We start from the raw sequence: 21166 nt of genomic DNA, 5'->3' as shown, positions 1-21166 counted from the left end.
CGCTCTCCCCTACGTGTTGAGATGCGGGGCCACGTCCGTATCGAACGCCGCCATCTGATCGGTCAGTTCGTCCACGCTCCGGCTGCGGAAACGCACCTGGATCTGGTGCACGCCGATCGCCGCGTACTCCCGCAGCGACGCGGCCAGCTCCTCCGGCTTCCCGGCGAGCGTCCGCCGCCCCACCGGCCACCCGGGCTCACCGACGTACAGCGGTTCGGTGATCGCGCCGATGACGATCGGGGCGTCGACGCCCGCCTCCCCCCGCAGGGCGTGCACCCGGGCGATCTGTGCGGGCAGCCGGTCGCGGGGGTCGCCCTGCGGGAGCCACCCGTCCCCCCGTACGGCGGCCCGGCGCACGGCGGCGGGCGAGGAGCCGCCCACCCAGAGGGGCACCCGCTCCTGCGCGGGCCGGGGCAGCTGCCCGAGCCCGCCGAACGAGAACCGCTCGCCCGAGAACTCCGGGTACTCCTCGGGCCCGAGCGCGGCCCGCAGCGCGTCGATCGTCTCGTCGAGGACACCGCCGCGCCCGTCGAAGTCCGCCCCGACCGCCTCGAACTCCTCCCGCACGTGCCCGGCCCCGACCCCGAGGATCAGCCTCCCGCCGCTGAGGTGGTCGAGGGTGGCGTACTGCTTGGCGGTGACCAGCGGGTGGCGCAGCCCGACGACGGCGACATGGCTCATCAGCAGGACGCGCCTCGTGACCCCGGCGAGGAACGAGAGCGTGGCGACCGGGTCGTACCAGACGGTGCCCATCCCCTCGGCGAGCCGTCGCGGGATGGCGACATGGTCGCAGCTCGCAATGTAGGCGAAGCCACCGCGATCGGCGGCGCGGGCGATCCGGGCGAGGTCGGCGGGGGTCGCCGCCGCCTCCCAGGGTTCCGCGTAGATGGCGCTCTGCGACTGGACCGGCAGCTGCATTCCGTACGACAGCGGCCCGTCGGACGACGGCAGCGGTATCGGCACGGCAGCCTCCTTCCCCTCCGGCCCGGGACGGTCACGCCCCGGGCGACGGCCGCCATCGTCATACCTGACGGTGCATCAGACAAGGGGTGCGGGCCGCATCAGCTCCAGCACACTGGAGAAGCTGTCGCCGCCGTGCCCCTCGGCGGCCCGCCGGTCCAGCAGCGCCCGCAGCGGCTCATGGACGTCACCGGCCACGCCGTGGTCGGCGCCGAGGCGGAGCAGGCTGTGGACCGCGGCCCGGTTCAGGTCGACGGTGGAGACCCCGTCCCCGTACGAACGCGCCCCCGCCTCCCGGGCCAGCTCCGGCAGGAACGCGGCCATGCCGCGCAGCCAGCGGGCGGCGAGCGGGGCGAAGGCCTCAGGGTCCGTGCCCGACGGTTCCAGCAGCGCGAGGGCGTGGAGGAATCCGGTGAGCGCCGCGTATCCGGTGGAGAGGACGGCGAGATCGTGGACCTCGGCGGCTCCGGGGTCGGCCCCGAAGTAGTGGGCCGACGCCATCACCTCCAACTCCCCCCGGTAGGTGGTGAATGCGCGCTCGGATCCGCTGTAGAGGAAGAACGCGTCGTCAGTGCCGACGGTCTCGGGGAGCGCCATCATGGCGCCGTCGAGGTAGTCGATACCGTGGCGGACGGCCCAGTCGGCCAGCTCCCGGGCCTGGTCCGGGCTGCTGTTGGCCAGGTTGACGAGGGTCCGGCCGCGCAGCACCTCGCCGACCGGCCCGAACACCTCCCGTACGGACGCGCTGTCGACGAGCGCGGCGAGGACCACCGGCCCGGCCGCCACTGCCCGGGCCAGGCTGGTGGACCGGACCGCGCCCCGCTCCACGAGCGCGCCGTCCTTTCCCGGAGAGCGGTTCCACACAGTCACTGCATACCCGGCGTCGAGAAAGGCGGCGGCGATGGCCGCACCCATGCGGCCGAGCCCGACGAGGGTGATGTGCGGGGCAGTGGTGCGCCGCTCAGTGCCGTCAGACATGGCGCCGGCCCTTCACGGCCGGGGCCGGGGCCGGGGTGGCCGTCGCCGTTCTGGGCGCGGCCCGCATCGCCTCGACGACGCTGGCGATGCCGCTCCCGCCGTGCCCGGCGCCCTCCGCCCCCGCCAGCAGGGCCCCGAACAGTTCCGGCACCTCGGTGCCGACCCCGCCCGCGCGGCTGGTGTGGACGAGGTGGTCCATGGCGGCCCGGTGCACCTCCACCGTGCCGTCGTCCGAGGGGTAGCGGCCCTCCTCGATCTGGCGGGCGTGGTCGGCCATCAACGAGGTCACGAAGCCCATGTGGCCGGTCACGACCTCCGCGTACGTGCGGAGGTCGGCGCCTGCGGCCCCGGCGAGGGCGATCGAGTGGTAGAACCCGGCCAAGGCGCCCCAGGCCGCGCCGAAGAGAGCCGTGTCGTAGACCGGGGCCTGCGCGGGATCGTCGCCCACGTGGACGGAGTTGCCGAGGGCGGCCAGCACCTCCCGGTGCGCCGCGAAGACCCCGCCCGGACCACCGAAGACGAACAGCGCGTCCGGGCGCCCGACGAGCCGGGTGCCGCTCATGGCCGCCCCGTCGAGGTAGCCGATGCCGTGTCCGGCCGCCCAGCGTGCGGTCTCCGTCGCGTCCTGGGGCGTACCGGAGGTGAGGTTCACCAGCACCCGGCCGCGCAGCGCCCCGGCCACCGGCTCGACCAGGCCGCGTACGGTCGCGTAGTCCGGCAGGCACACGACGACCAGCGGACTCGCGGCCACCGCGGCCTCCGGACCAGCGGCGCGGGCCGCGCCCTGGGCGACGAGCGCATCGGCCTTCGCGGGGGTGCGGTTCCACACGGTCGTCGGGTGCCCGGCGGCGAGAAAGGCCTGGGCGAGGCGGGTACCCAGCTGCCCCAGGCCGATGACGGAGACGGTGGCGGTGGCGGTGGCGGTGGTCGTGTCGACGCCGTGGGCGTCCGGGCTCTCGGCGCTCCCGAAGCCCTCGATGACTGCTTTCTGCTCCTGCTGTACGGACATGCGTCACTCCGCTCTCGGTAAGTCCTCAGGTCTTCTGGTGCGCTCCCGGGGGCTGCCCCCGGGTGGAACCACCGTGCCGACCGGCTCTGTCGGTCCGCTGTCGGCCTGCTGTCGGTCCACCGGCGGCCAGGGCCGTCGGGGCCGTCAGGGCCGTCGGGCTACCGTTCAGCCATGCGCTTCTCCGTGCTCGGCCCGCTCACCGTGACGACATCGGACGGAGCCCCGGTGAGCGTCCCGGAGGCGAAGGTGCGGGCGCTGCTGTCCGCCCTGCTCCTCGACGCCGGACGTGCGGTACCGGCGGACCGGCTGGTGGAGGCTCTGTGGGGCGACCGGCTGCCCCGCAACCCGGCCGGGGCGCTCCAGACGAAGGTGTCCCGGCTACGCAGGGCGCTGGCCGAGGCCGAGCCGGGTGCCGAGGCCCTGGTGGAGTCCCGGCCGCCGGGCTATCTGCTCCGGGCGGGGGCGGCCGAGGTGGACGCCCTGGGGTTCACCGAGCGGACAGCGCGGGCGTATGCCACCGGGGAGCCCCGGGCGAAGGCGGAGCTGCTGACGGAGGCGCTGGCGCTGTGGCAAGGGGTCGCCTTCGCGGACGCGGGAGACGGGGAGGCGGTGCGCGTGGCGGCGGACCGGCTGGAGGAGCAACGTCTCACCGCCGTGGAGGCGCTGGCCGAGGCACGCATGTCCCTGGGCGAACACCACGCCGTTGCGGATGAGCTGGGTGAGCTGACCGCCGCCCACCCGCTGCGCGAACGGCTGCGTGCCGTGCATATCCAGGCGCTCTACCGGGCAGGTCGGCAGTCCGAGGCGCTGGCCGCTTACACCGAGGTGCGCGACCTGCTGACCGAGGAGCTGGGGGTCGACCCGGGGCCCGAACTGGTCGCCCTGCACCGCTCGGTGCTGCGGCACGATGCCTCGCTGGCACCGGTTCAGCCGCCACAGCCCGCTCCGCGCCGCCCGGTGACCCTGCCCGCGCCGCTCACCGAACTGATCGGCCGCGCGGATGCGGTGACCGCACTGACCGAACTCCTGGGGCGCGAACGACTGGTGACGCTGACCGGCCCGGGCGGAGTCGGCAAGACCCGGCTGGCCGAGGAGGTGGGCCGCCGCACGGCCGAGGCCTTCCCCGACGGCGTACGGATGGTTCCGCTGGCGGCGGCCGGAGGGGTGGAGGAGCAGATCGCCACGGCGCTCGGCCTGCGCGAGGACGCGGGGGCGAACCTGGAGGAGGCACTGCGTTCCCGCCGTTCCCTGCTCCTGCTGGACAACTGCGAGCACGTGGTGGACGCCGCCGCCGAGACCGTGCGCCGCATACTGGCGGCGGCCCCGGGGCTGCGGATCCTGGCGACCAGCAGGGAGCCGCTGGGGCTGGCCGCCGAGTCGGTGTGGGTGGTGCCGCCGCTGTCGCAGGCCGACGCGGAATCGCTGTTCGCCCGGCGCGCGGCGGCCTCCGCGCCCGGGTTCACGGCAGCCGGGGAGAACGCGTCGGCGGTCGCGGAGATCTGCCGCCGCCTCGACCGGCTGCCGCTGGCCCTGGAACTGGCCGCCACCCGGGTGCGCGCCCTGGGCGCACGGGGGCTGGCCACGCGGCTGGACGACCGGTTCCGGCTCCTGGCGGGCGGCCGCCGGGACGTCCCGGGCCGTCACCGCACGCTGCGGGCGGTGATCGACTGGAGCTGGGAGCTGCTGGACGAGCAGGAGCGTACGGTCCTGCGCAGGCTGGCCGTCTTCGCCGACGGCTGCTCGCTGGAGGCGGCCGAGGCGGTGTGCGGTGCTGACCTCGATGCATTGGAACCGCTGATCCGTCTGGTGGACCGCTCCCTGCTGACGGTGACGGACGGGCCCTCCGGCGACCCCCGCTACCGGCTGCCGGAGTCGGTGGCCGCCTATGCGCGGGAGCGTCTGGCGGAGGCGGGCGAGGTGAGCGGCCACGAGAAGCTCCATCACGCGTACTGCACCGCCCTGCTGGAGAGGGCGGCGCAGGAGCTGCACGGCCCCGGACAGCGGGCGTGGCTGGAACGGCTTGACCAGGAGAGCGCCAACCTCCGTGTGGCACTGGCCCGTTCGGTGGAGCGCGGGGACGCCGAGGGTGCGCTGCGGCTGGCGCTCGCGGCGACCTGGTACTGGTTCCTGCGGGGCCGCTGGAGCGAGGCGCGGAGGGCGCTCGGAGCGGCATTGGGCGGCCCGGCCGTGCCGGGCGACGCGAGGGCTGAGGTCCGGGCCCGAGCAGCTCTCTGGCAGGAGGGCTTCGCGGTGCTGGCGGGGGAAGGCGGCGCTCCTGGCCCGAACGGCGTCCCTGACCCCGAGGGCACCCCCGGCCAGGGCGGCACCCCCGGCCAGGGCGGCACCCCCGGCCAGGGCGGCGCCCCCCACCCGGGCACCGCCCCCACTCGGGGAGCCTGGCCCTCAGTTTCCCCCCAACTGGCCCGCCCCACATGGTTTCTGGCGCACGCGGCGGTCACGGCGGGAGAGGACCTCCCCCGGAGCGAGGCCCTGGCGAACCGGGCCCTGACGGGGGCCAGTGCGGCGGGCGACGCCTGGGGCACAGCGGCGGCGCTGGCGACCCTCTCCACGGTGGCACTGCTCCGGGGCGACCTGGCCGGAGCGCGGCGGGACGCGACGGAGTCCCACGCGATGTTCCGGGAACTGGGCGACGGATGGGGCCGGTTGCAGAGCGGGTACGTACGGGCCGCCCTGTCCGCGATCACCGGCGACTACACCCGGGCAGAGGAGCTGCACCGCGACGGCCTGGCGAGCGCCGAGCACCTGGGCCTGTGGCCGGACGCCGCGGACCGGCTGACCGGGCTCGGCCGGGTCGCCCTGCTGACCGGGGACTTCGCGGAGGCCGCCGCGCTGCACGAGCGGGCGGTCGCACTGTCCGCCGAGCACGGTTACGCGGCGGGCGAGGTGCACGCAGAGATCGGGCTCGCCCTCGGAGCGCGGCGCGCAAGCGACCCCGAACTGGCCGAGAAGCTGCTCCGCAAGACCCTGGCCTGGCACCGCGAGGTCTCCTTCGGCCCCGGCCCGGCGCTGCTCCTGGTCGAGCTCGGCTTCCTCGCCGAGCAGCGGGGTGACGCGGAGGCGGCCCTGTCGATGCACCACGAGGGCCTCGCCGCCGCCCGGGAGAGCGGCGACCCCCGGGCGGTAGCCCTCGCTCAGGAGGGCCTGGCGGGAGCCCACGCCCTGGCGGGCGATCCGGTGCGGGCGGCCCGCCTGCTGGGTGCGGCGCACCGGGCCCGCGCGGCAACGGGGGCCCCGCTGCCCGAGGCCGAGCGGGGGGACGTGGACCGGGTGGGGGCGGCGGTGCGGGCGGCGCTGAGCGCGGAGGGATTCAGGCGGGAATTCCTGGCGGGCACCGATGACTTTCCGGCCGGCGGAGCATGACCGGGCCCGGCCGCCGGGCGCGGTGCTCCCGGCCACCGAACGGCCGGACCCCGGCACCGTGAGGACCATGCCGTGCCGGCCCTCGCTGCGCCGTCGTCGCGGCCTGCCCGGTGGCCGGTCCCCGGCCGTCAGCGTCGGGCGCAGTACCCCCGCTGGAAGGCAGTCCAGAAGTCCTTGTCGATCCCCATGTCGGCGAGCGCGCTCCAGTTGGTGTGGGCGACGAGTTGCCCGCGCCCGTCGCGGCTGTTGAGGGCGTAGGTCAGATAGCCGGGCGAGGTGCCACCGTGGCCGTACGCGGGACCGCAGTCAGTGGCGTAGACGTACACCCCCAGGCCGTAGCCGACGGCGGGCGGGGCGGCGCTGCCGGTCGTGGGGACCGTGTCGGTGAGCATGGAGCGCAGGAGGCCCGGCGGCAGCAGACGCCCTCGCAGCAGCGCTCGGTAGAAGCGGGCGATGTCCGCCGCCGTGGTGACGATGGCGCCCGACGCCCCGGCCTCGGACGGACTGAGCGCGGTGATGTCGAACCGGGTGGCGTCCGGTGCGTCCGGCAGCAGGAACGAGATGTCCGTGTAGCCGCGCGCGTGAGGTCCGTCGATCGTGTTCTTCGCCAGCGGGTACGAGGTGTCACGCAGCCCGAGCGGTACGAGGATGCGGCGTTCGAGGTTGGTGCGCAGGTCCCGGTCGGTGATCCGTTCGACGATCAGGTCGAGCAGCAGGTAGTTGGTGTTGGAGTACCGGAACCGGGTGCCGGGAGCGGGGAAGTACCGGGGTTGGGCCAGGCCGATACCGATCAGCTGGTCGCGGGGCCAGTACTGGTCGACGCTGCGGAAGTGCGGAAGCAGCCCGTCGAGGTAGTCGTACAGCCCGCTCGTGTGGTTGAGCAGATGGCGGACGGTGATGGGCTCGCCGGACAGGGCGTTGCCGGTGCGGACCTGGTCGGGCAGCAGGCTGTTCACGGTGTCGTCGAGGCGCAGCCGGTGCTCGGCGACAAGTTGCAGGACGACCGTCGCGGTGAAGGTCTTGGTGATGCTTCCGGCGCGGAACTTCAGGTCCGGCCTCATCGGCGCACCCGTGGACCGGTCGGCGACACCGGCCGCGCCGAAGCGGACCTTCGAGCCCTCGCGGGCGAGGAGGAAGGCGCCGGGGTTGGGGTTCGGGTCGGCCACGACCTGGTCGACCAGGGCTTGCAGGGCCCGGTCGCGACGACCGTCGGACGCCGCTGGGCCCTTGGGCGCCCCTGGGCCCGTGGCCGCGCCTCGGTCCGTGGGCGCGCCTGCGGCTGCCACGCCGGGGGACAGCGACAGCGCCAGGACAAGTGTCATGCCTAACAGGCGGGTTGAGCGTCGTCGGATCATCGGAGGCTCCCTTCCCATAACAGTATGCGCATATGGTTATAGCACGCGATACCGTCTTCGCATGCCGAGAGTCGCCGACCATGACGCCCGCCACGGGCAGATCAGTGACGCCGTTCAGCGCCTGATCGCGCGGGACGGCCTCAGCTCCGTGACCGTCGCGCGGACCGCCGCCGAAGCGGGCATCTCCGTGGGCCTGGTGCAGCACTACTTCACGGCGAAGGACGAGATGCTGCTTGCCACGTTCACCCGCGTCAACGAGCGGTTCACCGCGCGCGTGGACGCGTCGGTGAACCGGGGCGAGGCCGAGGGCCGCACCATCGCCGACATGCTGCGGCAGGCGCTGGCCGAGCTGGTCCCGCTCGACGACGCCCGCCGCGCCGAGTTCCTGGTCCGTCTCGCCTTCGCGGACCAGGCCGCCCACAGCGCCCGCCTCGCCGCCGTGCAGCGGGAGACCCTCGCGGGGGTCCGCTCACGCGTCGCCCGGGCCATCGGCAACGGCACGGTGTGCGGCGAGGTCGCCGAGGGCATCGATGCCGCCGAACAGGCCCTGCGGATCGTCGCGTTCACCGAAGGGCTCGCCCTGCACACGCACATCGACCCCGACGGCACACCGGAATCGGCCGTCCTCGCCGCCCTGGACGACCAACTCGGCCGTGTGTTCACCGGAACGTGCCACCACCGCGCACAGGGCCGCGAGGGTCGCTGACAGAGCACACGCCGGCATCCCGTCGACCGGTGGCTCTCAGGGCGGCGCGATCACGCCCGAAGGGCCTGCAACCCCGCCCCCTGGAGCACCGAGCGCCGTCAGGAGCAGGAACGACGCAGCACCGCTCCGCCCGCATACCGCGCCGACTTGCCCAACTCCTCCTCGATCCGAATGAGTTGGTTGTACTTGGCCGTACGGTCGGAGCGGGACAGCGATCCGGTCTTGATCTGGCCGCAGCCCGTCGCGACCGCCAGGTCCGCGATGGTCGTGTCCTCCGTCTCGCCTGAGCGGTGCGACATGACAGCGGTCCAGCCCGCCCGGTGCGCGGTGGCGACCGTGTCGAGGGCTTCCGTCAGGGTGCCGATCTGGTTGACCTTGACCAGGACGGAGTTGCCGACGCCGGTGCGGATGCCCTCGCGCAGCAGAGCCTCATCCGTGCAGAAGACGTCGTCGCCGGTGAGCTGGCAGCGACCGCCGACGAGGGCGGTGAGCTCCCGCCAGCCGTCGAGGTCGTCCTCGGCCATGGGGTCCTCGATGGAGACGACCGGGTACGCGTCGACGAGCTTGGTCAGGTACGCGGCGTGCTCGGAGGGGGTGCGGCGCACGCCCTCGCCCGCGTAGACGTACGTACCGTCCCGGAAGAACTCCGACGAGGCGGGGTCCATCACCAGGCCGATGTCCGTGCCGGGCCGGTATCCGGTGCGGTCGATGGCCGCCATGACGAAGTCGAGCGCTTCCTCGGCCGTGCGCAGCGCGGGCGCGAAGCCGCCCTCGTCGCCGACGCCCGTGGAGTGCCCGGCGGACAGCAGGTCGCGCCGGAGGGTGTGGAAGACCTCGGAACCCATGCGGACGGCTTCCGCGAAGGTCTCCGCGCCCACCGGGGCAATCATGAACTCCTGGAAGTCCAGCGGGTTGTCGGCGTGGGCGCCCCCGTTGACGATGTTCATCATCGGCAGCGGGAGAAGGCGGGCGTCGACACCGCCGAGGTAGCGGTAGAGGGGCTGGCGGTGGGCGGCCGCGGCGGCTTTGGCGGTGGCGAGGGAGACGCCGAGGAGCGCGTTGGCGCCGAGGCGGGACTTGTCCGCGGTGCCGTCGAGCGCGACGAGCGCGGCATCCAGGCCCGCCTGATCGTCGGCGTCGCGCCCCACGACCGCTGCCGCGATCTCACCGTTGACGTGGGCCACCGCGCGGTCGACGCCCTTGCCGTGCCAGCGAGCGGGGTCCTCGTCACGCAGTTCCACGGCTTCGCGTGCGCCGGTCGAGGCACCGGAGGGGACGGCGGCCCGGCCCAGGGACCCGTCGGCGAGGAGGACGTCGGCCTCGACCGTGGGATTGCCCCGGCTGTCGAGGACTCGGCGGGCGGTGACGGACTGAACGGCGGTGACGGACTGAATACCTGTGGACTCGACTGCCCGGGAAACCATGGGAGGCCCTTCACGTTGAGGCGCGCCGCGACCCTGCTGCGACAACGCTGGCGCGTGCCGCGACATCAACGACTCTACAGCAATGCTGTTCAGTTCTGCTGATCAGTTTTGCTGTTTAGCTTTGCTGTTTAGCTTTGCTGTGCATGGACGGCGGGCGGCCTCGTCGGGCATCACCGGTTAAAGTGCCCTATGCCCAACCCGGAACCCGCCGCCGTCGCCGCGGAACTACGCATCGCGATGGGCAAGCTCACGCGGCGCGTGAAGCACGAGGACCGGATCCCGCACGGCCAGGTCTCCGTGCTCGGCACCCTCGACCGCGACGGGGCCATGACCACCAGCGACCTCGCGGCGGACCAGCGCGTACGCCCCCAGTCCATGGCCCGCTCGGTCGGGCTGCTCGTGGACCAGGGTCTGGTGGTCCGCCAGGCGCACCCCACGGACGGCCGCAAGACCCTGGTCGACCTCTCCCCCGCCGGACGGACCGCGCTCGAAGCGGAACGCGGGCGCCGGGCCGGCTGGCTCGCCCAGGCCATCGAGGACGAGCTCACCGGCGAGGAGCGGGAGGTGCTGGCCCGCAGCGCCGCCCTGATGGAGCGGCTGGCCGCCCGCTGATCCACGCGGGACTGCCGCACACCCCTGGCACGGGCGCTTCCGCCGCGCCCCGCGCCGCCCCTTGGCGTGAGCCGGTGACAGGGTGGGACCCATGCCCGTACCCACGTACAGCACGATGCCGTTCCACCTGGAAACCGAGCGGCTGGTACTACGGCCGTGGACCGATTCCGACGCGGCCGAGTTCGCCGCCCTCCTCTCCGAACGCGGCAAGGGGACACCCACGGTCGAGGAGACCCGGACGGACATCGCGAAGCTGCTCGCCGCGACCGCGTCCACCGGGATCGCCCTGCTGCCCGTCCAACGCCGCGACGAAGGCGACTTCATCGGCTACTGCGGGCTGATCATCGGCCGCTCCACCCTGGAGGAGCCGGAGATCGCCTACGAGCTGTTCCGGCACGCGCACGGGCGCGGCTACGCCACCGAGGCGGCCGCAGCGGTGCTCGATGCGGCCGTCGCGACCGGCCGGAAGCGGCTCTGGTCGACCGTCGGCACCTGGAACGCCCCCTCGCTCCGCGTCCTGGAGAAGCTCGGGTTCGAGCGGGATCGCGTCTCCACGGAAGAGAACGGTGAAGTCTTCTGGCTCACCCGCTCGTTGCCGTAGCACGGGCCCGGGGCCAGCGCGCACCTGAGTGCGGCGATCGCCGTCGCGGAGGGCTACGTGGACGCGGACGGCGGCAAGGGCATCGGGCTGACGGACGCGATGAACGTTGCCCTGGCCGCCGCGTACCGGACCGAGGCCGTCTTCACCTCGGACCGCCACTTCCGTATGGTCCGGCCCCTCACCGGGCACAAAGCGTTCCGGCTGCTGCCCGAGGACCGGTGACGGGGGCACTCGCCACCAGGGCGGCCTCCCCTCCCCCTCACCTCCGGTACAGCTCCTCGATCTCCGCCGAGAAGTCCCGTGCGATAGCGTCCCGTTTCAGCTTCAGCGACGGCGTCAAGTGGCCGCTCTCCTCCGTGAAGTCCACGGGCAGCACCGCGAACTTGCGGATCGACTCCGCCCGCGAGACCAAGCGGTTGGCCTCGTCCACCGCGCGTTGCAGCGACGTGCGCAGGTCCTCGTCGTGGATCAGGTCGCGCATCGGGACGTCCTGCTTCTTCGCCATCTGGCGCCAGTGGTGGAGGCCGTCCGGCTCCAGGGTGATCAGGGCGGTGATGAACGAACGGTTGTCACCGACCACCATGCACTGGCCCACCAGAGGGTGGGCGCGCAGCCAGTCCTCCAGGGGGGCCGGGGTGACGTTCTTGCCGCCCGAGGTGATGATGATGTCCTTCTTGCGGCCCGTGATCGTGAGGTAGCCGTCCTCGTCCAGGGCGCCCAGGTCGCCCGTGGGCAACCAGGCGTCGTCCAGGAGCGCCGGGGCCACCTCCGACCGTTCCGCGTCCCAGTAGCCCCGGAACACCTGGCCGCCCTTCAGGAGCACCTCGCCGTCGTCCGCGATGCGTACCGAGGTGCCGGGCAGCGGCCAGCCCACCGTGCCCAGGCGGGGCTTGAGGGGTGGGGTGACCGTGTGGGCGGCGGTGGTCTCCGTGAGGCCGTACCCCTCGAAGACGCCGATGCCCGCGCCCTCGTAGAACGCGGCCAGCCGCCGGCCCAGCGGGGAACCGCCGCAGATCACGTACCGGACCCTGCCGCCGAGTGCCGCCCGGATGCGGCGGTAGACCAGCGGGTCGTACAGGGCACGGGCGGCGCGCAGGCCGAAGCCCGGCCCCGGGCCCGTGCCGTGTTCGGCGGCCTCGACCGCCTCGCCGTAGCGCTGGGCGATGCGGGCCGCACGGTCGAACGACGACGCCCGGCCCATCTTCTCCGCCGTCGCCCTCCCTGTGTTGTAGACCTTCTCCAGTACGTACGGGATGGCGAGGAGGAACGTCGGGCGGAAGCCCGCGAGGTCCGCCAGGAGGTCTTCCGTCCGGATCGAGGGGGCGTGGCCGAGGCGGACCCTCGCCCTCATGCAGCCGATCGCCACCATCCGGCCGAACACGTGCGAGAGGGGGAGGAAGAGGAGCGTGGAGGCGGGGTCCTTCGATACCGACTTGAAGACCGGGTGCAGGAGTTCGATCGCGTTGTCGACCTCGGCGAAGAAGTTGCCGTGCGTGATGACACAGCCCTTCGGGCGGCCCGTCGTGCCCGAGGTGTAGATGAGGGTGGCGGGGGTCTCCGGTGCCAGGGCCGACCTGCGGGCCGTGACCGCCTCGTCCGGGATGCCCTTGCCCAGGGACTTCAGGTGGCCGATCGCCCCCGTGTCGAACTGCCACAGGTGCGCCAGATCGCCCAGCTGCTTGCGTTCCTGGCTGATCAGGCGGCCCTGCTCCGTCGTCTCCACCGCGCACGCCACCGCGCCCGAGTTCTGGAGTATCCAGCGGGTCTGGAAGGCGGAGGAGGTGGGGTAGATGGGGACCGTGACCAGGCCCGCCGCCCAGGACGCGAAGTCGAGGAGCGTCCACTCGTACGCCGTCCGGGCCATGATCGCCACCCGGTCGCCCGCCCGCAGCCCCTCCGCCATCAGGCCCTTCGCGACCGCCAGCACCTCGGCCGCGAACTCGGTCGCCGTCACGTCCCGCCAGACGCCCTCGTCGTCCTTGCGGCTGAGGACCGGGTCCGAGGGGGCCTCCCTGGCGTTGTCGAACGGGATCTCGGCCAGCGAGCCGCGCTCGACGACCGGCGCGAACTTCGGTACGGAGACCTCCTGGACCCTGCCGTCAGGGCCTCGCTTCTTCGTCGGTTCCACCAGGACCGGCTGGGACGCGGAAGGTGCGGGGGCGGAAAGTGGCGTTGACACGTGCGGCTCCTCGGTTCGGGGATCGGGGGTCGGGCGGGTCGGTTCGCCGGGTCGTCCGTCCGGCAGAAGAGGCGGACAGGTCGGGCGCAGACAGGCCGGGCAAGGAAGAAGGAAAGGCGTCAGGGGCGTTCCAGGATCGCCGTCACCCCCTGCCCGCCCGCCGCGCAGACCGAGACCAGGCCCCGCCCCGGGCCGTCCCGTTCCGCCAGGGAGCCGCCCGCGATCGCCGAGTCGGCGGCCCCGAGCGCGATCGTGTCGGCGGCGGCGATCACCGCCTGGAGGCCCGTGCCGCAGGCCTGTTGGATGTCGTACGCGGGAGTGCGGGGGTCGAGCGCGGAGCCGAGGACAGTCTCCCGTGCCAGGTTGACGTCCCGGCTGTGCTTGAGGACCGCGCCCGCGACGAACGCCCCGATCCGGTCCCCGGCCGGCCCGTACCGCTCCACCAGGCCGTCGAGCGCGGCCGTCAGCAGGTCCTGGTTGGAGGCGGTCGCGTACGGGCCGTCCGAGCGTGCGAACGGGGTGCGGCTGCCGCCGATCACCGCCACGCGGCGCGGCTGTGGGAGAGGCGTCATCACCGTGACCATCTCGCCCCGGTCGGCCTCGTCCCGGACAGTCCAGGATTGTTCATCTCGACCAGCTCCTGACTCTTCAGTAACCTTACTCAGGAGTAAATCTACGACCCACTGGGAGTCAGGACAATGGCCGATCGCTATCTGCACCTCACCGGCACAGCACCCGGCCGCTTCCTCACTCGTCGGCTCGGCCTGCCGCAGCCCGCACCGCTGCGCCGCTGGAGCCCGCAGACGCCCCGGCTGGACGGGCCGCTGCTGCATCTGACCGCCGGGTCCTCGTCGATCACGGACGAACTGGCGAAGGCGCTGGCCGCGACCGGGCTGACCGTCGACCCGCAGGCGGCCCGGCCCGCCGGGATCGTCCTGGACGCCACCGGGGTCGGCGCCGTCGCGGACCTGGCCCAGGTGCACGCCGCCCTCCACCCCGTCGTACGGTCGCAGGCTCCCGGCGGCCGGATCGTCGTCCTCGGCAGCCGGCCGTCCTCCGAGGACCACCATCAGGCCGCCGCCCAGCAGGCGTTGGAGGGTTTCGTCCGGTCGCTGGGCAAGGAGGCCGGACGCGGCACCACCGCGCAGCTCCTGCGGATGCCGGCCGACGGGGCCCCCGAAGCCCTCGTGTCCGCCGCCGAGTCCACCCTCCGCTTCCTCCTCTCCCCCCGGTCCGCGTACGTCAGCGGCCAGGTGATCGAGCTGACCGCCGCCACCCCCGGCCCCACCCCCGACCCGGCCGCTCCCCTCGCCGGCCGGACCGCCCTGGTCACCGGGGCCGCCCGGGGCATCGGCGCGTCCATCGCCTCCGTGCTGGCCCGCGACGGGGCGCACGTCGTCGTGCTGGACGTCCCCCAGGCCCAGGACGGCCTCGTACGCACCGCCGACCGCCTCGGGGCCACCGCGCTGCCGCTGGACATCACCGCGCCCGACGCCGCCGCCCGTATCGCCGCCGCCGCGCCGGACGGGCTCGACGTCCTCGTCCACAACGCGGGCATCACCCGCGACCGCCGCCTCGCCAACATGCCGGCCGGCCGCTGGGCCCAGGTCATCGAGGTCAACCTCGGCAGCGTCCTGCGCACCACCGACGAGCTCCTGGCCTCGGGCGCCCTGAACCGGGGCGGCCGCATCGTCGCCACCGCCTCCATCGCGGGCATCGCGGGCAACCACGGCCAGACCAACTACGCGGCCGCCAAGGCCGGGATCATCGGCCTCGTCCGCTCGCTCGGGCCGCGCGCCGCCGCCGAGCACGGCGTCACGGTCAACGCGGTGGCCCCCGGCTTCATCGAGACGAGGATGACCGCCGCCGTCCCGTTCCTCATCCGCGAGGCGGGCCGCCGGATGAACTCCCTCTCCCAGGGCGGCCTTCCGGTCGACGTCGCCGAAGCCGTCGCCTGGTTCGCCCAGCCCGGCTCCGGCGCGGTCAACGGCCAGGTGCTGCGCGTCTGCGGCCAGAGCCTGCTGGGGGCGTGAGACCGATGACCTCGCTCAACGCCTCACTGCTGCGCGGGGCCGTCACCTCGCCGTTCAAACGCGCCGGGCAGCCGGGCGCCACCCTGCCCGCCGACCGCCTCACCCGCCCGGCCGCGCCCCTCGCCCCCGGCCCCCTCGCCGCGTACAGCAGGATCTGCGGCTTCGCCGAGTCCGGTCCTGTGCCGCTCACCTACCCGCATGTGCCGGCCTTCCCGCTCGCCATGCGGCTGATGACCGCCAGGTCCTTCCCGCTGCCCGTCGCCGGGCTCGTCCACACCTGGATCGAGATCGCGCAACACCGGGCCGCGCAGCCCACCGAGGCGCTCGAACTAGCCGTGTACGCCGACGGGTTGACGCCTCACCGGCGAGGCACCGAGGTCACGATGGTGACCGAGGCGCGGGTGGGCGGAGAGCTGGTGTGGGAGTCCCGCAGCGGGTATCTGTCGCGGCACGGGACGACGGTCACCACGGCTCCGGAGCGCTCCGCCCCGGCCGCGGGCGACCTGCCCGCCGTCGCCGAATGGCGGCTGCCCGGTGATCTCGGGCGGCGCTACGGAGCGGTCTCCGGCGACCGCAACCCGATCCACCTGTACCCGCTGACCGCCCGCCTGTTCGGCTTTCCCCGGGCCATCGCGCACGGCATGTGGACGGTGGCCCGCTGCCTGGCCGAGGCCGAGAACCCGGCCGGAATCCGTTCCGTACGGGCCGAGTTCAGGGCACCCGTCCTGCTGCCCGCCACCGTGACGTACGCGGCCGCCCCCTCCGGTGCCGCCTTCGCGCTGCGGGCTGCGGACGGTGGGCGCGTCCACCTGGCGGGGACGCTGAGCCGGGACAGCCCTTAGGCGGCCGGGGGCTGCCAGGGGCGGGCGTGCATCAGGTTCTCCAGGCCCGCCCAGGCGAAGTTCATCAGCGTCGCCGCGGCCTCCTTCGCCGAGACGTCCGGGGTGTCGTTGGCCCAGCCCGCCAGCGACTCCGCCGCCCCCACCAGGGCCTGCGCCAGCCCCGCCACATCCCGGTCCGCGAGGGCGGGGTCACTGTGCGCCTCGCGGGCGGCGGCGCCGATCAGGCCCGTCACGAACGCAACGATCTCGTCCCGCATCACGACGACCTCGCTGACGAACGGCTCACCGTGCGACCGCGCCTGGCGGTGCAGCACCGCCCAGCCGTCCGGGTTCTCCGCGGTGTGGGTGAAGAACGCCCGCAGCCCCGCCCACAGTTGGCGGTCGGCGGGCAGCCCCGGCTCCACGCCCGCCCGCACCGCCTCCACCAGGGACTTCGCCTCGCGCCTGATGCACGCCGAGAACAGCTCTTCCTTCGAGTTCAGGTACAGGTAGACCAACGGCTTGGAGACGCCCGCCAGCTCCGCGATCTCGTCCATCGAGGCGGCCCGGTAGCCGCGCTGCCCGAAGGTCTGCACCGCGGCGTCCATCATCTGCTGCTCGCGCACCGCGCGCGGCATCCGTTTGCTCTTCACAGCACCCACGTCCGACTTCCTCCCCACCCCATGGCCCTGCTTCCCCGCTCCTGCTCCCCGGCAAGAGTACGGCGCTGCCGGGCCCGACGCCGTACGGAGCGATCGGGTGCGGGAGGGATGGCCGGTTGGCTTCGGCCGGGAGCCGGGAGCCGGGAGCCGGGAGCCGGGAGCCGGGAGAAGCCTGCCGGGAGCCGGGAGAAGCCTGCCGGGTCCTCCCGTGGTCCGACACCGATCCACCCGGCGTCCGATGCGCACGCCCCGGACGCCCGCCTAGCGTTGCGGACATGACGATCTTCCTCCGCAACCGACGACCGGCCGCGGCGGTCACCACGGCCGCAGCGGCTGTCCTGACGGCACTGACCGCGCTGCTAGGCGCGGCCGCACCCGCCTCCGCGACCGGACCGGCCACGGCGGCAGCCCCTCCTGCGGCCTCCGCCTCAGCCCCTGCCCCCGGGGACCGCACCCCCTCCGCCCTCGCGCTCCCCCGCCCCACCGGCCCGTACGCCACCGGCCGCGACACCCTGTTCCTCACCGACCACACGCGGCCCGACCCCTGGGTGCCCTCGGCGGGGGCGCGGCAGCTGCTGGTGTCGCTGCACTACCCGGCCCGGCCCGGCAGCGGCGGCGCCCCGGCCCCGTACATGGCGCAGGAGGAGGCGCGGCTCATGCTCGCGCAGCGCGGGCTGGAGGACGTCGTGCCGCCCGCCCTCGTCAGCGCCACCCGCACCCATGCCCGTACCGCCGCCCGGCCCGTCCCGGGGCGGTTCCCGCTGGTCCTGCTCTCCCCCGGGTTCGGGACGCCCCGGGCCACCCTGACCGGGCTCGCCGAGGATCTGGCGAGCCGTGGTTACGTCGTGGCGACGGCGGACCATCCGTACGAGTCGACCGGTACGCGGCTGCCCGACGGGCGGGTCCTCACCTGTGCCGCGTGCGACCGGGTGAGCGCGCAGCCCGACGACGCCGGCCGGCGGAAGGTGCTGGCCGCCGTCTCCAGCGGTCGGGCCGCCGACTTCTCGTTCCTGCTGGACCGGCTGACCGGCCCGCACGCGTCCTGGCGGTACGCCCGGACGATCGACCGGCACCGGGTGGGGATGGCGGGCCACTCCATCGGGGGCAACGCGGCCGCGTCCACCATGGCCGCCGACCGCCGGGTGGACGCGGGGGTCAACATGGACGGCACGTTCTTCGACCCCGTGCCCGCCACCGGGCTCGGCGGGCGGCCGTTCCTGATGCTGGGGACCCACCCCGGGCACGGGCCCGGCGACGACACGTCCTGGGACGAGGGCTGGGACCGGCTGGCCGGCTGGAAGCGGTGGCTGACGGTACGCGACGCGGGGCACTTCACGTTCACGGACACCCCGGAGATCGGTGAGCAGCTCGGCCTGGAGGACCCGGAGGCCCCGCTCTCCGCCGCCCGCTCGACCACGATCACCCGGAGCTATGTGGCCGCCTTCTTCGACCGCACCCTGCGCGGGCGGGCGGCCCCGCTGCTGAACGGCCCGGCCCCGGCCAACCCCGAAGTCCTCTTCCAGCAGCCCTGACCGTACGGAACACACCGCACGGAACACGACGGCGCCCCCGGTCCACGTATCTGCGTGCATACGTGGACCGGGGGCGCTGCCCCACAGGGGTACCGGCTTACGCGGTCGCCGGGACCGCGACCTTCCGGTCGGTCTGCTCCGCGTCCCGGACGTCGTCCTCCTGGCCGAAGGAGTCGATCGGGGAGCCCGAGGCCGAGTTGTACTTGTCGTGGTCGAGGATCTTCTCGCGGGCCGCGACGATGACCGGGACGACCGCCTGGCCGGCCACGTTGGTGGCCGTGCGGACCATGTCCAGGATCGGGTCGATGGCCATCAGCAGGCCGACGCCCTCCAGCGGGAGGCCCAGCGTGGACAGGGTGAGGGTCAGCATGACCGTCGCGCCGGTGAGACCGGCGGTGGCCGCCGAACCGATCACCGAGACGAAGGCGATGAGCACGTAGTCGCCGATGCCCAGCTGCACGTCGAAGATCTGCGCGATGAAGATCGCCGCCAGCGCCGGGTAGATCGCGGCGCAGCCGTCCATCTTCGTGGTCGCCCCGAACGGGACGGCGAAGGAGGTGTACTCCTTCGGAACGCCGAGGCGCTCGGTGACGCGCTGGGTGACCGGCATGGTGCCGACCGAGGAGCGGGAGACGAAGGCGAGCTGGATCGCGGGCCAGGCGCCCTTGAAGAACTGGAGCGGGTTGACCTTGGCGACCGTGGCCAGGAGCAGCGGGTAGACGCCGAACATCACCAGGGCGCAGCCGATGTAGACGTCGGCGGTGAACGTCGCGTACTTGCCGATGAGGTCCCAGCCGTAGTCGGCGATGGCGTAGCCGATGAGGCCGACGGTACCGATCGGGGCGAGGCGGATGACCCACCACAGGGCCTTCTGAAGGAGCTCCAGGATCGACTGGCTGAGGGTGAGGATCGGCTTGGCCTTCTCGCCGAGCTTGAGGGCGGCGATACCGGCGACGGCGGCCATGAACACGATCTGGAGCACGTTCAGCTCGGTGAACGGCGTGATCACGTTGTCCGGGACGATGCCGGTCAGGAAGTCGATCCAGCTGCCCTTGGTCTCGGAGAGCTTGCCGTCCTTCGGCGTGAGGCCGGTGCCGGAGCCGGGGTTGGTGAGCAGGCCGATCGTGAGGCCGATGGCGACCGCGATCAGCGAGGTGATCATGAACCAGAGCAGGGTGCGGGTCGCGAGCCGGGCGGCGTTGTTGACCTGGCGCAGATTGGTGATCGACACGAGGATCGCGAAGAAGACCAGCGGTGCGACGGCCAGCTTCAGCAGCTGGACGAAGAGCGAGCCGACCTCGTCGAGGGTGGTGACGAGCCAGCCGAGGTCCTGGCTGCGGGCCAGCCAGCCGAGCAGCACGCCGAGGACCAGACCGGCGACGATCTGGGCCCAGAACGGGACCTTGGGTATACGGAAACCGGAGCCGGAGCCGGTGGGCTGCTCGGCCTCGGGCGCGGCGGACGCGGGGTTCGCGGACACGGACACACTCCAGTGGGGACGCATCGGGACGTACGGGGACACCCGTACGGTCGTGCGGTGGAACGGGGACGGGGTCGCGGCGCCCTCGTCAGGGGCGGCGCCGCTGCATGATGCCGGATCAGACTTCGCGGCAACAGACCGCGGACATACAGCGGCAGAGATCGACATGCAGGCGCGCCACGAGCGGGATGCTCGCGGCATGACGGAGGCGCACTGCTGTCTTCATGCCGAATACGTTAACACTTGAACTTTGAGAACCTCAAAGCTTCTCTTTGGCTCCGAGGCGGTGCCTTTCCGCCGCACGGTGTCCGGAGAACGCCGAGGGCCCCTGGCCGGAGCGGTCTGCTCCGGCCAGGGGCCCTGCGAAGAGGCGGGACGCGCGGCGCGCGCGTGTGAGGAACCTTACTGAACGGCGTCCTCGCGGGTGCGGTTGGCGTCGAGGCGCGCCTTGGTCCGGTCGACCGTGGAGACGATCTGCTCGGACAGCTCGTCGCGCTGCTTGCGCAGCAGCACATAGCTCAGGGGGGCGGAGAGGATGAGGCCGAGCAGGATCACCCAGACCATGTTGGAGCCGCCGAGCCCGGAGGGGATCAGCCCGAAGTGGACGGCGACACCGGCGACGAGGAAGCAGCCTACGAAGATCAGCAGGCGCAACGCGGTGTACCGGATCATCGCGCTCGGCTTGGCAGCGGACACGGCTGGCCCTCTCTTCCCGTCAACTCTCTCGACACAGTCCTGCCCGTCCAGTGAAGCATGGCCCGAATTCTCTCGGTTCAGGGGGCTGCCGGGCCGAGTGGCAGCAGCATGATGATGTCGTCGCGATCGTCGCCGGGGGCGAGCCGGATCGCGTCCGGAACCCGGCCGACCTCCTTGTAGCCGCAGGCGGCGTAGAAGCTGTCGTTCCCGGTGCCGCCCCGACAGGTGAGCCGGATGGCTTCGATGCCCTCGATGGAGCGCGCGGCATCGGCGGCGGCCGCCATCAGGTCGCGGCCGTACCCCTTGCCCTGGAGGCGGGGATGGACCATCACGGTGTAGAGCATCAGCCAGTGCTGGTGCAGCCGGTGGTCGTTCAGGGTGAGGAAGGCGGTGGCGGCGACGGCACCGTCCTCGTCCCGGCCGACGAGCAGCCGGACGCGGCCCTTCTCGATGGCGGCGAGGTGCTTGAGCAGGTCGGGCCGGATCTCCTCGGGGGTGACGGGCGCTACGAAGCCGACGGCGCCGCCCGCGTTGGTGACATCGGCCCACAGGGCGGTGATGCCGTCGCGCAGGGCGGGCGTGAACGCGGGATCCAGCTCGAAGGTAAGTGCCATTAGGCAAGATTAACCATTACGCGACCGACATCTCAACCCGGTCCGCCCTGCGAACAGGGACGCGCCCGGGAACGCGGACAAGCCCCGGCCGAGGACAGCGGCCGGGGCTTGCGGGGAAGAGCA

At 73.1% G+C, this 21166-nt stretch carries 17 protein-coding genes and 2 pseudogenes; 8 read left to right on the top strand and 11 right to left on the bottom strand.

Annotation, left to right across the window (positions count from 1 at the left end; all coding sequences use genetic code 11):
• Positions 1–9 precede the first annotated feature (9 nt).
• The 3 genes from ACZ5WC_RS16370 to ACZ5WC_RS16360 form a co-directional block, all read right to left on the bottom strand.
• On the bottom strand, positions 10–918 hold the full coding sequence (locus tag ACZ5WC_RS16370; RefSeq protein ID WP_468541680.1) for an LLM class F420-dependent oxidoreductase: 909 nt from the start codon (positions 916–918) through the stop codon (positions 10–12).
• Positions 919–1038: 120 nt separating this feature from the next.
• Positions 1039–1938: an NAD(P)-dependent oxidoreductase gene (locus tag ACZ5WC_RS16365; RefSeq protein WP_468541417.1), complete on the bottom strand. Its 900-nt coding sequence runs from the start codon at positions 1936–1938 to the stop codon at positions 1039–1041.
• Positions 1931–2947 (bottom strand): NAD(P)-dependent oxidoreductase, encoded by a 1017-nt coding sequence (locus ACZ5WC_RS16360; protein ID WP_468541416.1) that lies wholly within the window; start codon positions 2945–2947, stop codon positions 1931–1933. The genes ACZ5WC_RS16365 and ACZ5WC_RS16360 overlap by 8 nt, the downstream gene beginning before the upstream one ends.
• A 171-nt stretch (positions 2948–3118) precedes the next feature.
• Here ACZ5WC_RS16360 and ACZ5WC_RS16355 point away from each other — a divergent pair, with 171 nt between their 5' ends.
• Positions 3119–6328: a BTAD domain-containing putative transcriptional regulator gene (locus ACZ5WC_RS16355; RefSeq protein ID WP_468541415.1), complete on the top strand. Its 3210-nt coding sequence runs from the start codon at positions 3119–3121 to the stop codon at positions 6326–6328.
• 128 nt (positions 6329–6456) lie between these two features.
• Here ACZ5WC_RS16355 and ACZ5WC_RS16350 read toward each other — a convergent pair whose 3' ends face one another.
• Positions 6457–7650 carry a serine hydrolase domain-containing protein gene (locus ACZ5WC_RS16350; protein ID WP_468541414.1) on the bottom strand — a complete coding sequence of 398 codons (1194 nt, stop codon included), beginning with the start codon at positions 7648–7650 and terminating at the stop codon, positions 6457–6459.
• Between the two features lie 94 nt (positions 7651–7744).
• Between ACZ5WC_RS16350 and ACZ5WC_RS16345 the strand changes: the two genes are divergently transcribed.
• Positions 7745–8389 carry a TetR/AcrR family transcriptional regulator gene (locus ACZ5WC_RS16345; RefSeq protein WP_468541413.1) on the top strand — a complete coding sequence of 215 codons (645 nt, stop codon included), beginning with the start codon at positions 7745–7747 and terminating at the stop codon, positions 8387–8389.
• A 98-nt stretch (positions 8390–8487) separates the two neighbouring features.
• On the opposite strand, the gene eno is transcribed toward ACZ5WC_RS16345, so the two are convergent.
• Positions 8488–9813 (bottom strand): phosphopyruvate hydratase, encoded by a 1326-nt coding sequence (gene eno, locus ACZ5WC_RS16340; RefSeq protein WP_468541412.1) that lies wholly within the window; start codon positions 9811–9813, stop codon positions 8488–8490.
• Positions 9814–10002: 189 nt separating this feature from the next.
• Here eno and ACZ5WC_RS16335 point away from each other — a divergent pair, with 189 nt between their 5' ends.
• The 3 genes and pseudogenes from ACZ5WC_RS16335 to ACZ5WC_RS16325 all read left to right on the top strand — a co-directional run.
• Entirely contained in the window at positions 10003–10425 is a 423-nt protein-coding gene (locus tag ACZ5WC_RS16335; RefSeq protein ID WP_468541411.1) for a MarR family winged helix-turn-helix transcriptional regulator, read from the top strand.
• 91 nt (positions 10426–10516) lie between these two features.
• Entirely contained in the window at positions 10517–11026 is a 510-nt protein-coding gene (locus ACZ5WC_RS16330; protein ID WP_468541410.1) for a GNAT family N-acetyltransferase, read from the top strand.
• 6 nt (positions 11027–11032) lie between these two features.
• Positions 11033–11248 (top strand): annotated as a pseudogene (locus tag ACZ5WC_RS16325) (PIN domain-containing protein); the annotation flags it as partial.
• Between the two features lie 37 nt (positions 11249–11285).
• Here ACZ5WC_RS16325 and ACZ5WC_RS16320 read toward each other — a convergent pair.
• Complete coding sequence (locus ACZ5WC_RS16320; protein WP_468541409.1) at positions 11286–13205, bottom strand: AMP-dependent synthetase/ligase; 1920 nt, start codon at positions 13203–13205, stop codon at positions 11286–11288.
• A gap of 188 nt (positions 13206–13393) precedes the next feature.
• Positions 13394–13777: pseudogene (locus tag ACZ5WC_RS16315) on the bottom strand (thiolase family protein); the annotation flags it as partial.
• A 126-nt stretch (positions 13778–13903) separates the two neighbouring features.
• Between ACZ5WC_RS16315 and ACZ5WC_RS16310 the strand changes: the two are divergent.
• Together ACZ5WC_RS16310 and ACZ5WC_RS16305 are read left to right on the top strand one after the other, a co-directional pair.
• Positions 13904–15238 carry a 3-oxoacyl-ACP reductase gene (locus tag ACZ5WC_RS16310; RefSeq protein ID WP_468541408.1) on the top strand — a complete coding sequence of 445 codons (1335 nt, stop codon included), beginning with the start codon at positions 13904–13906 and terminating at the stop codon, positions 15236–15238.
• Positions 15239–15243: 5 nt separating this feature from the next.
• The gene (locus tag ACZ5WC_RS16305) at positions 15244–16080 is read left to right on the top strand and encodes a MaoC family dehydratase (RefSeq protein ID WP_468541679.1); all 837 of its coding nucleotides are present in this window, start codon (positions 15244–15246) and stop codon (positions 16078–16080) included.
• On the opposite strand, the gene ACZ5WC_RS16300 is transcribed toward ACZ5WC_RS16305, so the two are convergent.
• Positions 16077–16721 (bottom strand): TetR/AcrR family transcriptional regulator, encoded by a 645-nt coding sequence (locus tag ACZ5WC_RS16300; protein ID WP_468541407.1) that lies wholly within the window; start codon positions 16719–16721, stop codon positions 16077–16079. The two genes, ACZ5WC_RS16305 and ACZ5WC_RS16300, sit on opposite strands and share 4 nt — an antisense overlap.
• Before the next feature lie 275 nt (positions 16722–16996).
• Between ACZ5WC_RS16300 and ACZ5WC_RS16295 the strand changes: the two genes are divergently transcribed.
• Positions 16997–18253 carry an alpha/beta hydrolase family protein gene (locus tag ACZ5WC_RS16295; protein WP_468541406.1) on the top strand — a complete coding sequence of 419 codons (1257 nt, stop codon included), beginning with the start codon at positions 16997–16999 and terminating at the stop codon, positions 18251–18253.
• Between the two features lie 97 nt (positions 18254–18350).
• On the opposite strand, the gene ACZ5WC_RS16290 is transcribed toward ACZ5WC_RS16295, so the two are convergent.
• The 3 genes from ACZ5WC_RS16290 to ACZ5WC_RS16280 all read right to left on the bottom strand — a co-directional run bounded on the left by ACZ5WC_RS16290 (position 18351) and on the right by ACZ5WC_RS16280 (position 21043).
• Positions 18351–19733 carry a dicarboxylate/amino acid:cation symporter gene (locus ACZ5WC_RS16290; RefSeq protein WP_468541405.1) on the bottom strand — a complete coding sequence of 461 codons (1383 nt, stop codon included), beginning with the start codon at positions 19731–19733 and terminating at the stop codon, positions 18351–18353.
• A 402-nt stretch (positions 19734–20135) separates the two neighbouring features.
• Positions 20136–20429, bottom strand: a complete 294-nt coding sequence (locus tag ACZ5WC_RS16285) for a DUF4229 domain-containing protein (RefSeq protein WP_468541404.1) — start codon at positions 20427–20429, stop codon at positions 20136–20138.
• Between the two features lie 77 nt (positions 20430–20506).
• Positions 20507–21043: a GNAT family N-acetyltransferase gene (locus tag ACZ5WC_RS16280; RefSeq protein WP_468541403.1), complete on the bottom strand. Its 537-nt coding sequence runs from the start codon at positions 21041–21043 to the stop codon at positions 20507–20509.
• Positions 21044–21166 lie beyond the last annotated feature (123 nt).

The sequence above is a fragment of the Streptomyces sp. NPDC033165 genome (genome assembly GCF_055577965.1).
The sequence above is the reverse complement of the archived record's forward strand: the minus strand, read 5'-3'. Positions and strand labels throughout refer to the sequence as shown.

Coding starts and splice junctions, on each gene's coding strand:
- ACZ5WC_RS16370 (WP_468541680.1), bottom strand. CDS start 918: ATGCAGCTGCCGGTCCAGTCGCAGAGCGCCATCTACGCGGAACCCTGG.
- ACZ5WC_RS16365 (WP_468541417.1), bottom strand. CDS start 1,938: ATGTCTGACGGCACTGAGCGGCGCACCACTGCCCCGCACATCACCCTC.
- ACZ5WC_RS16360 (WP_468541416.1), bottom strand. CDS start 2,947: ATGTCCGTACAGCAGGAGCAGAAAGCAGTCATCGAGGGCTTCGGGAGC.
- ACZ5WC_RS16355 (WP_468541415.1), top strand. CDS start 3,119: ATGCGCTTCTCCGTGCTCGGCCCGCTCACCGTGACGACATCGGACGGA.
- ACZ5WC_RS16350 (WP_468541414.1), bottom strand. CDS start 7,650: ATGACACTTGTCCTGGCGCTGTCGCTGTCCCCCGGCGTGGCAGCCGCA.
- ACZ5WC_RS16345 (WP_468541413.1), top strand. CDS start 7,745: ATGCCGAGAGTCGCCGACCATGACGCCCGCCACGGGCAGATCAGTGAC.
- eno (WP_468541412.1), bottom strand. CDS start 9,813: ATGGTTTCCCGGGCAGTCGAGTCCACAGGTATTCAGTCCGTCACCGCC.
- ACZ5WC_RS16335 (WP_468541411.1), top strand. CDS start 10,003: ATGCCCAACCCGGAACCCGCCGCCGTCGCCGCGGAACTACGCATCGCG.
- ACZ5WC_RS16330 (WP_468541410.1), top strand. CDS start 10,517: ATGCCCGTACCCACGTACAGCACGATGCCGTTCCACCTGGAAACCGAG.
- ACZ5WC_RS16310 (WP_468541408.1), top strand. CDS start 13,904: ATGGCCGATCGCTATCTGCACCTCACCGGCACAGCACCCGGCCGCTTC.
- ACZ5WC_RS16305 (WP_468541679.1), top strand. CDS start 15,244: ATGACCTCGCTCAACGCCTCACTGCTGCGCGGGGCCGTCACCTCGCCG.
- ACZ5WC_RS16295 (WP_468541406.1), top strand. CDS start 16,997: ATGACGATCTTCCTCCGCAACCGACGACCGGCCGCGGCGGTCACCACG.
- ACZ5WC_RS16280 (WP_468541403.1), bottom strand. CDS start 21,043: ATGGCACTTACCTTCGAGCTGGATCCCGCGTTCACGCCCGCCCTGCGC.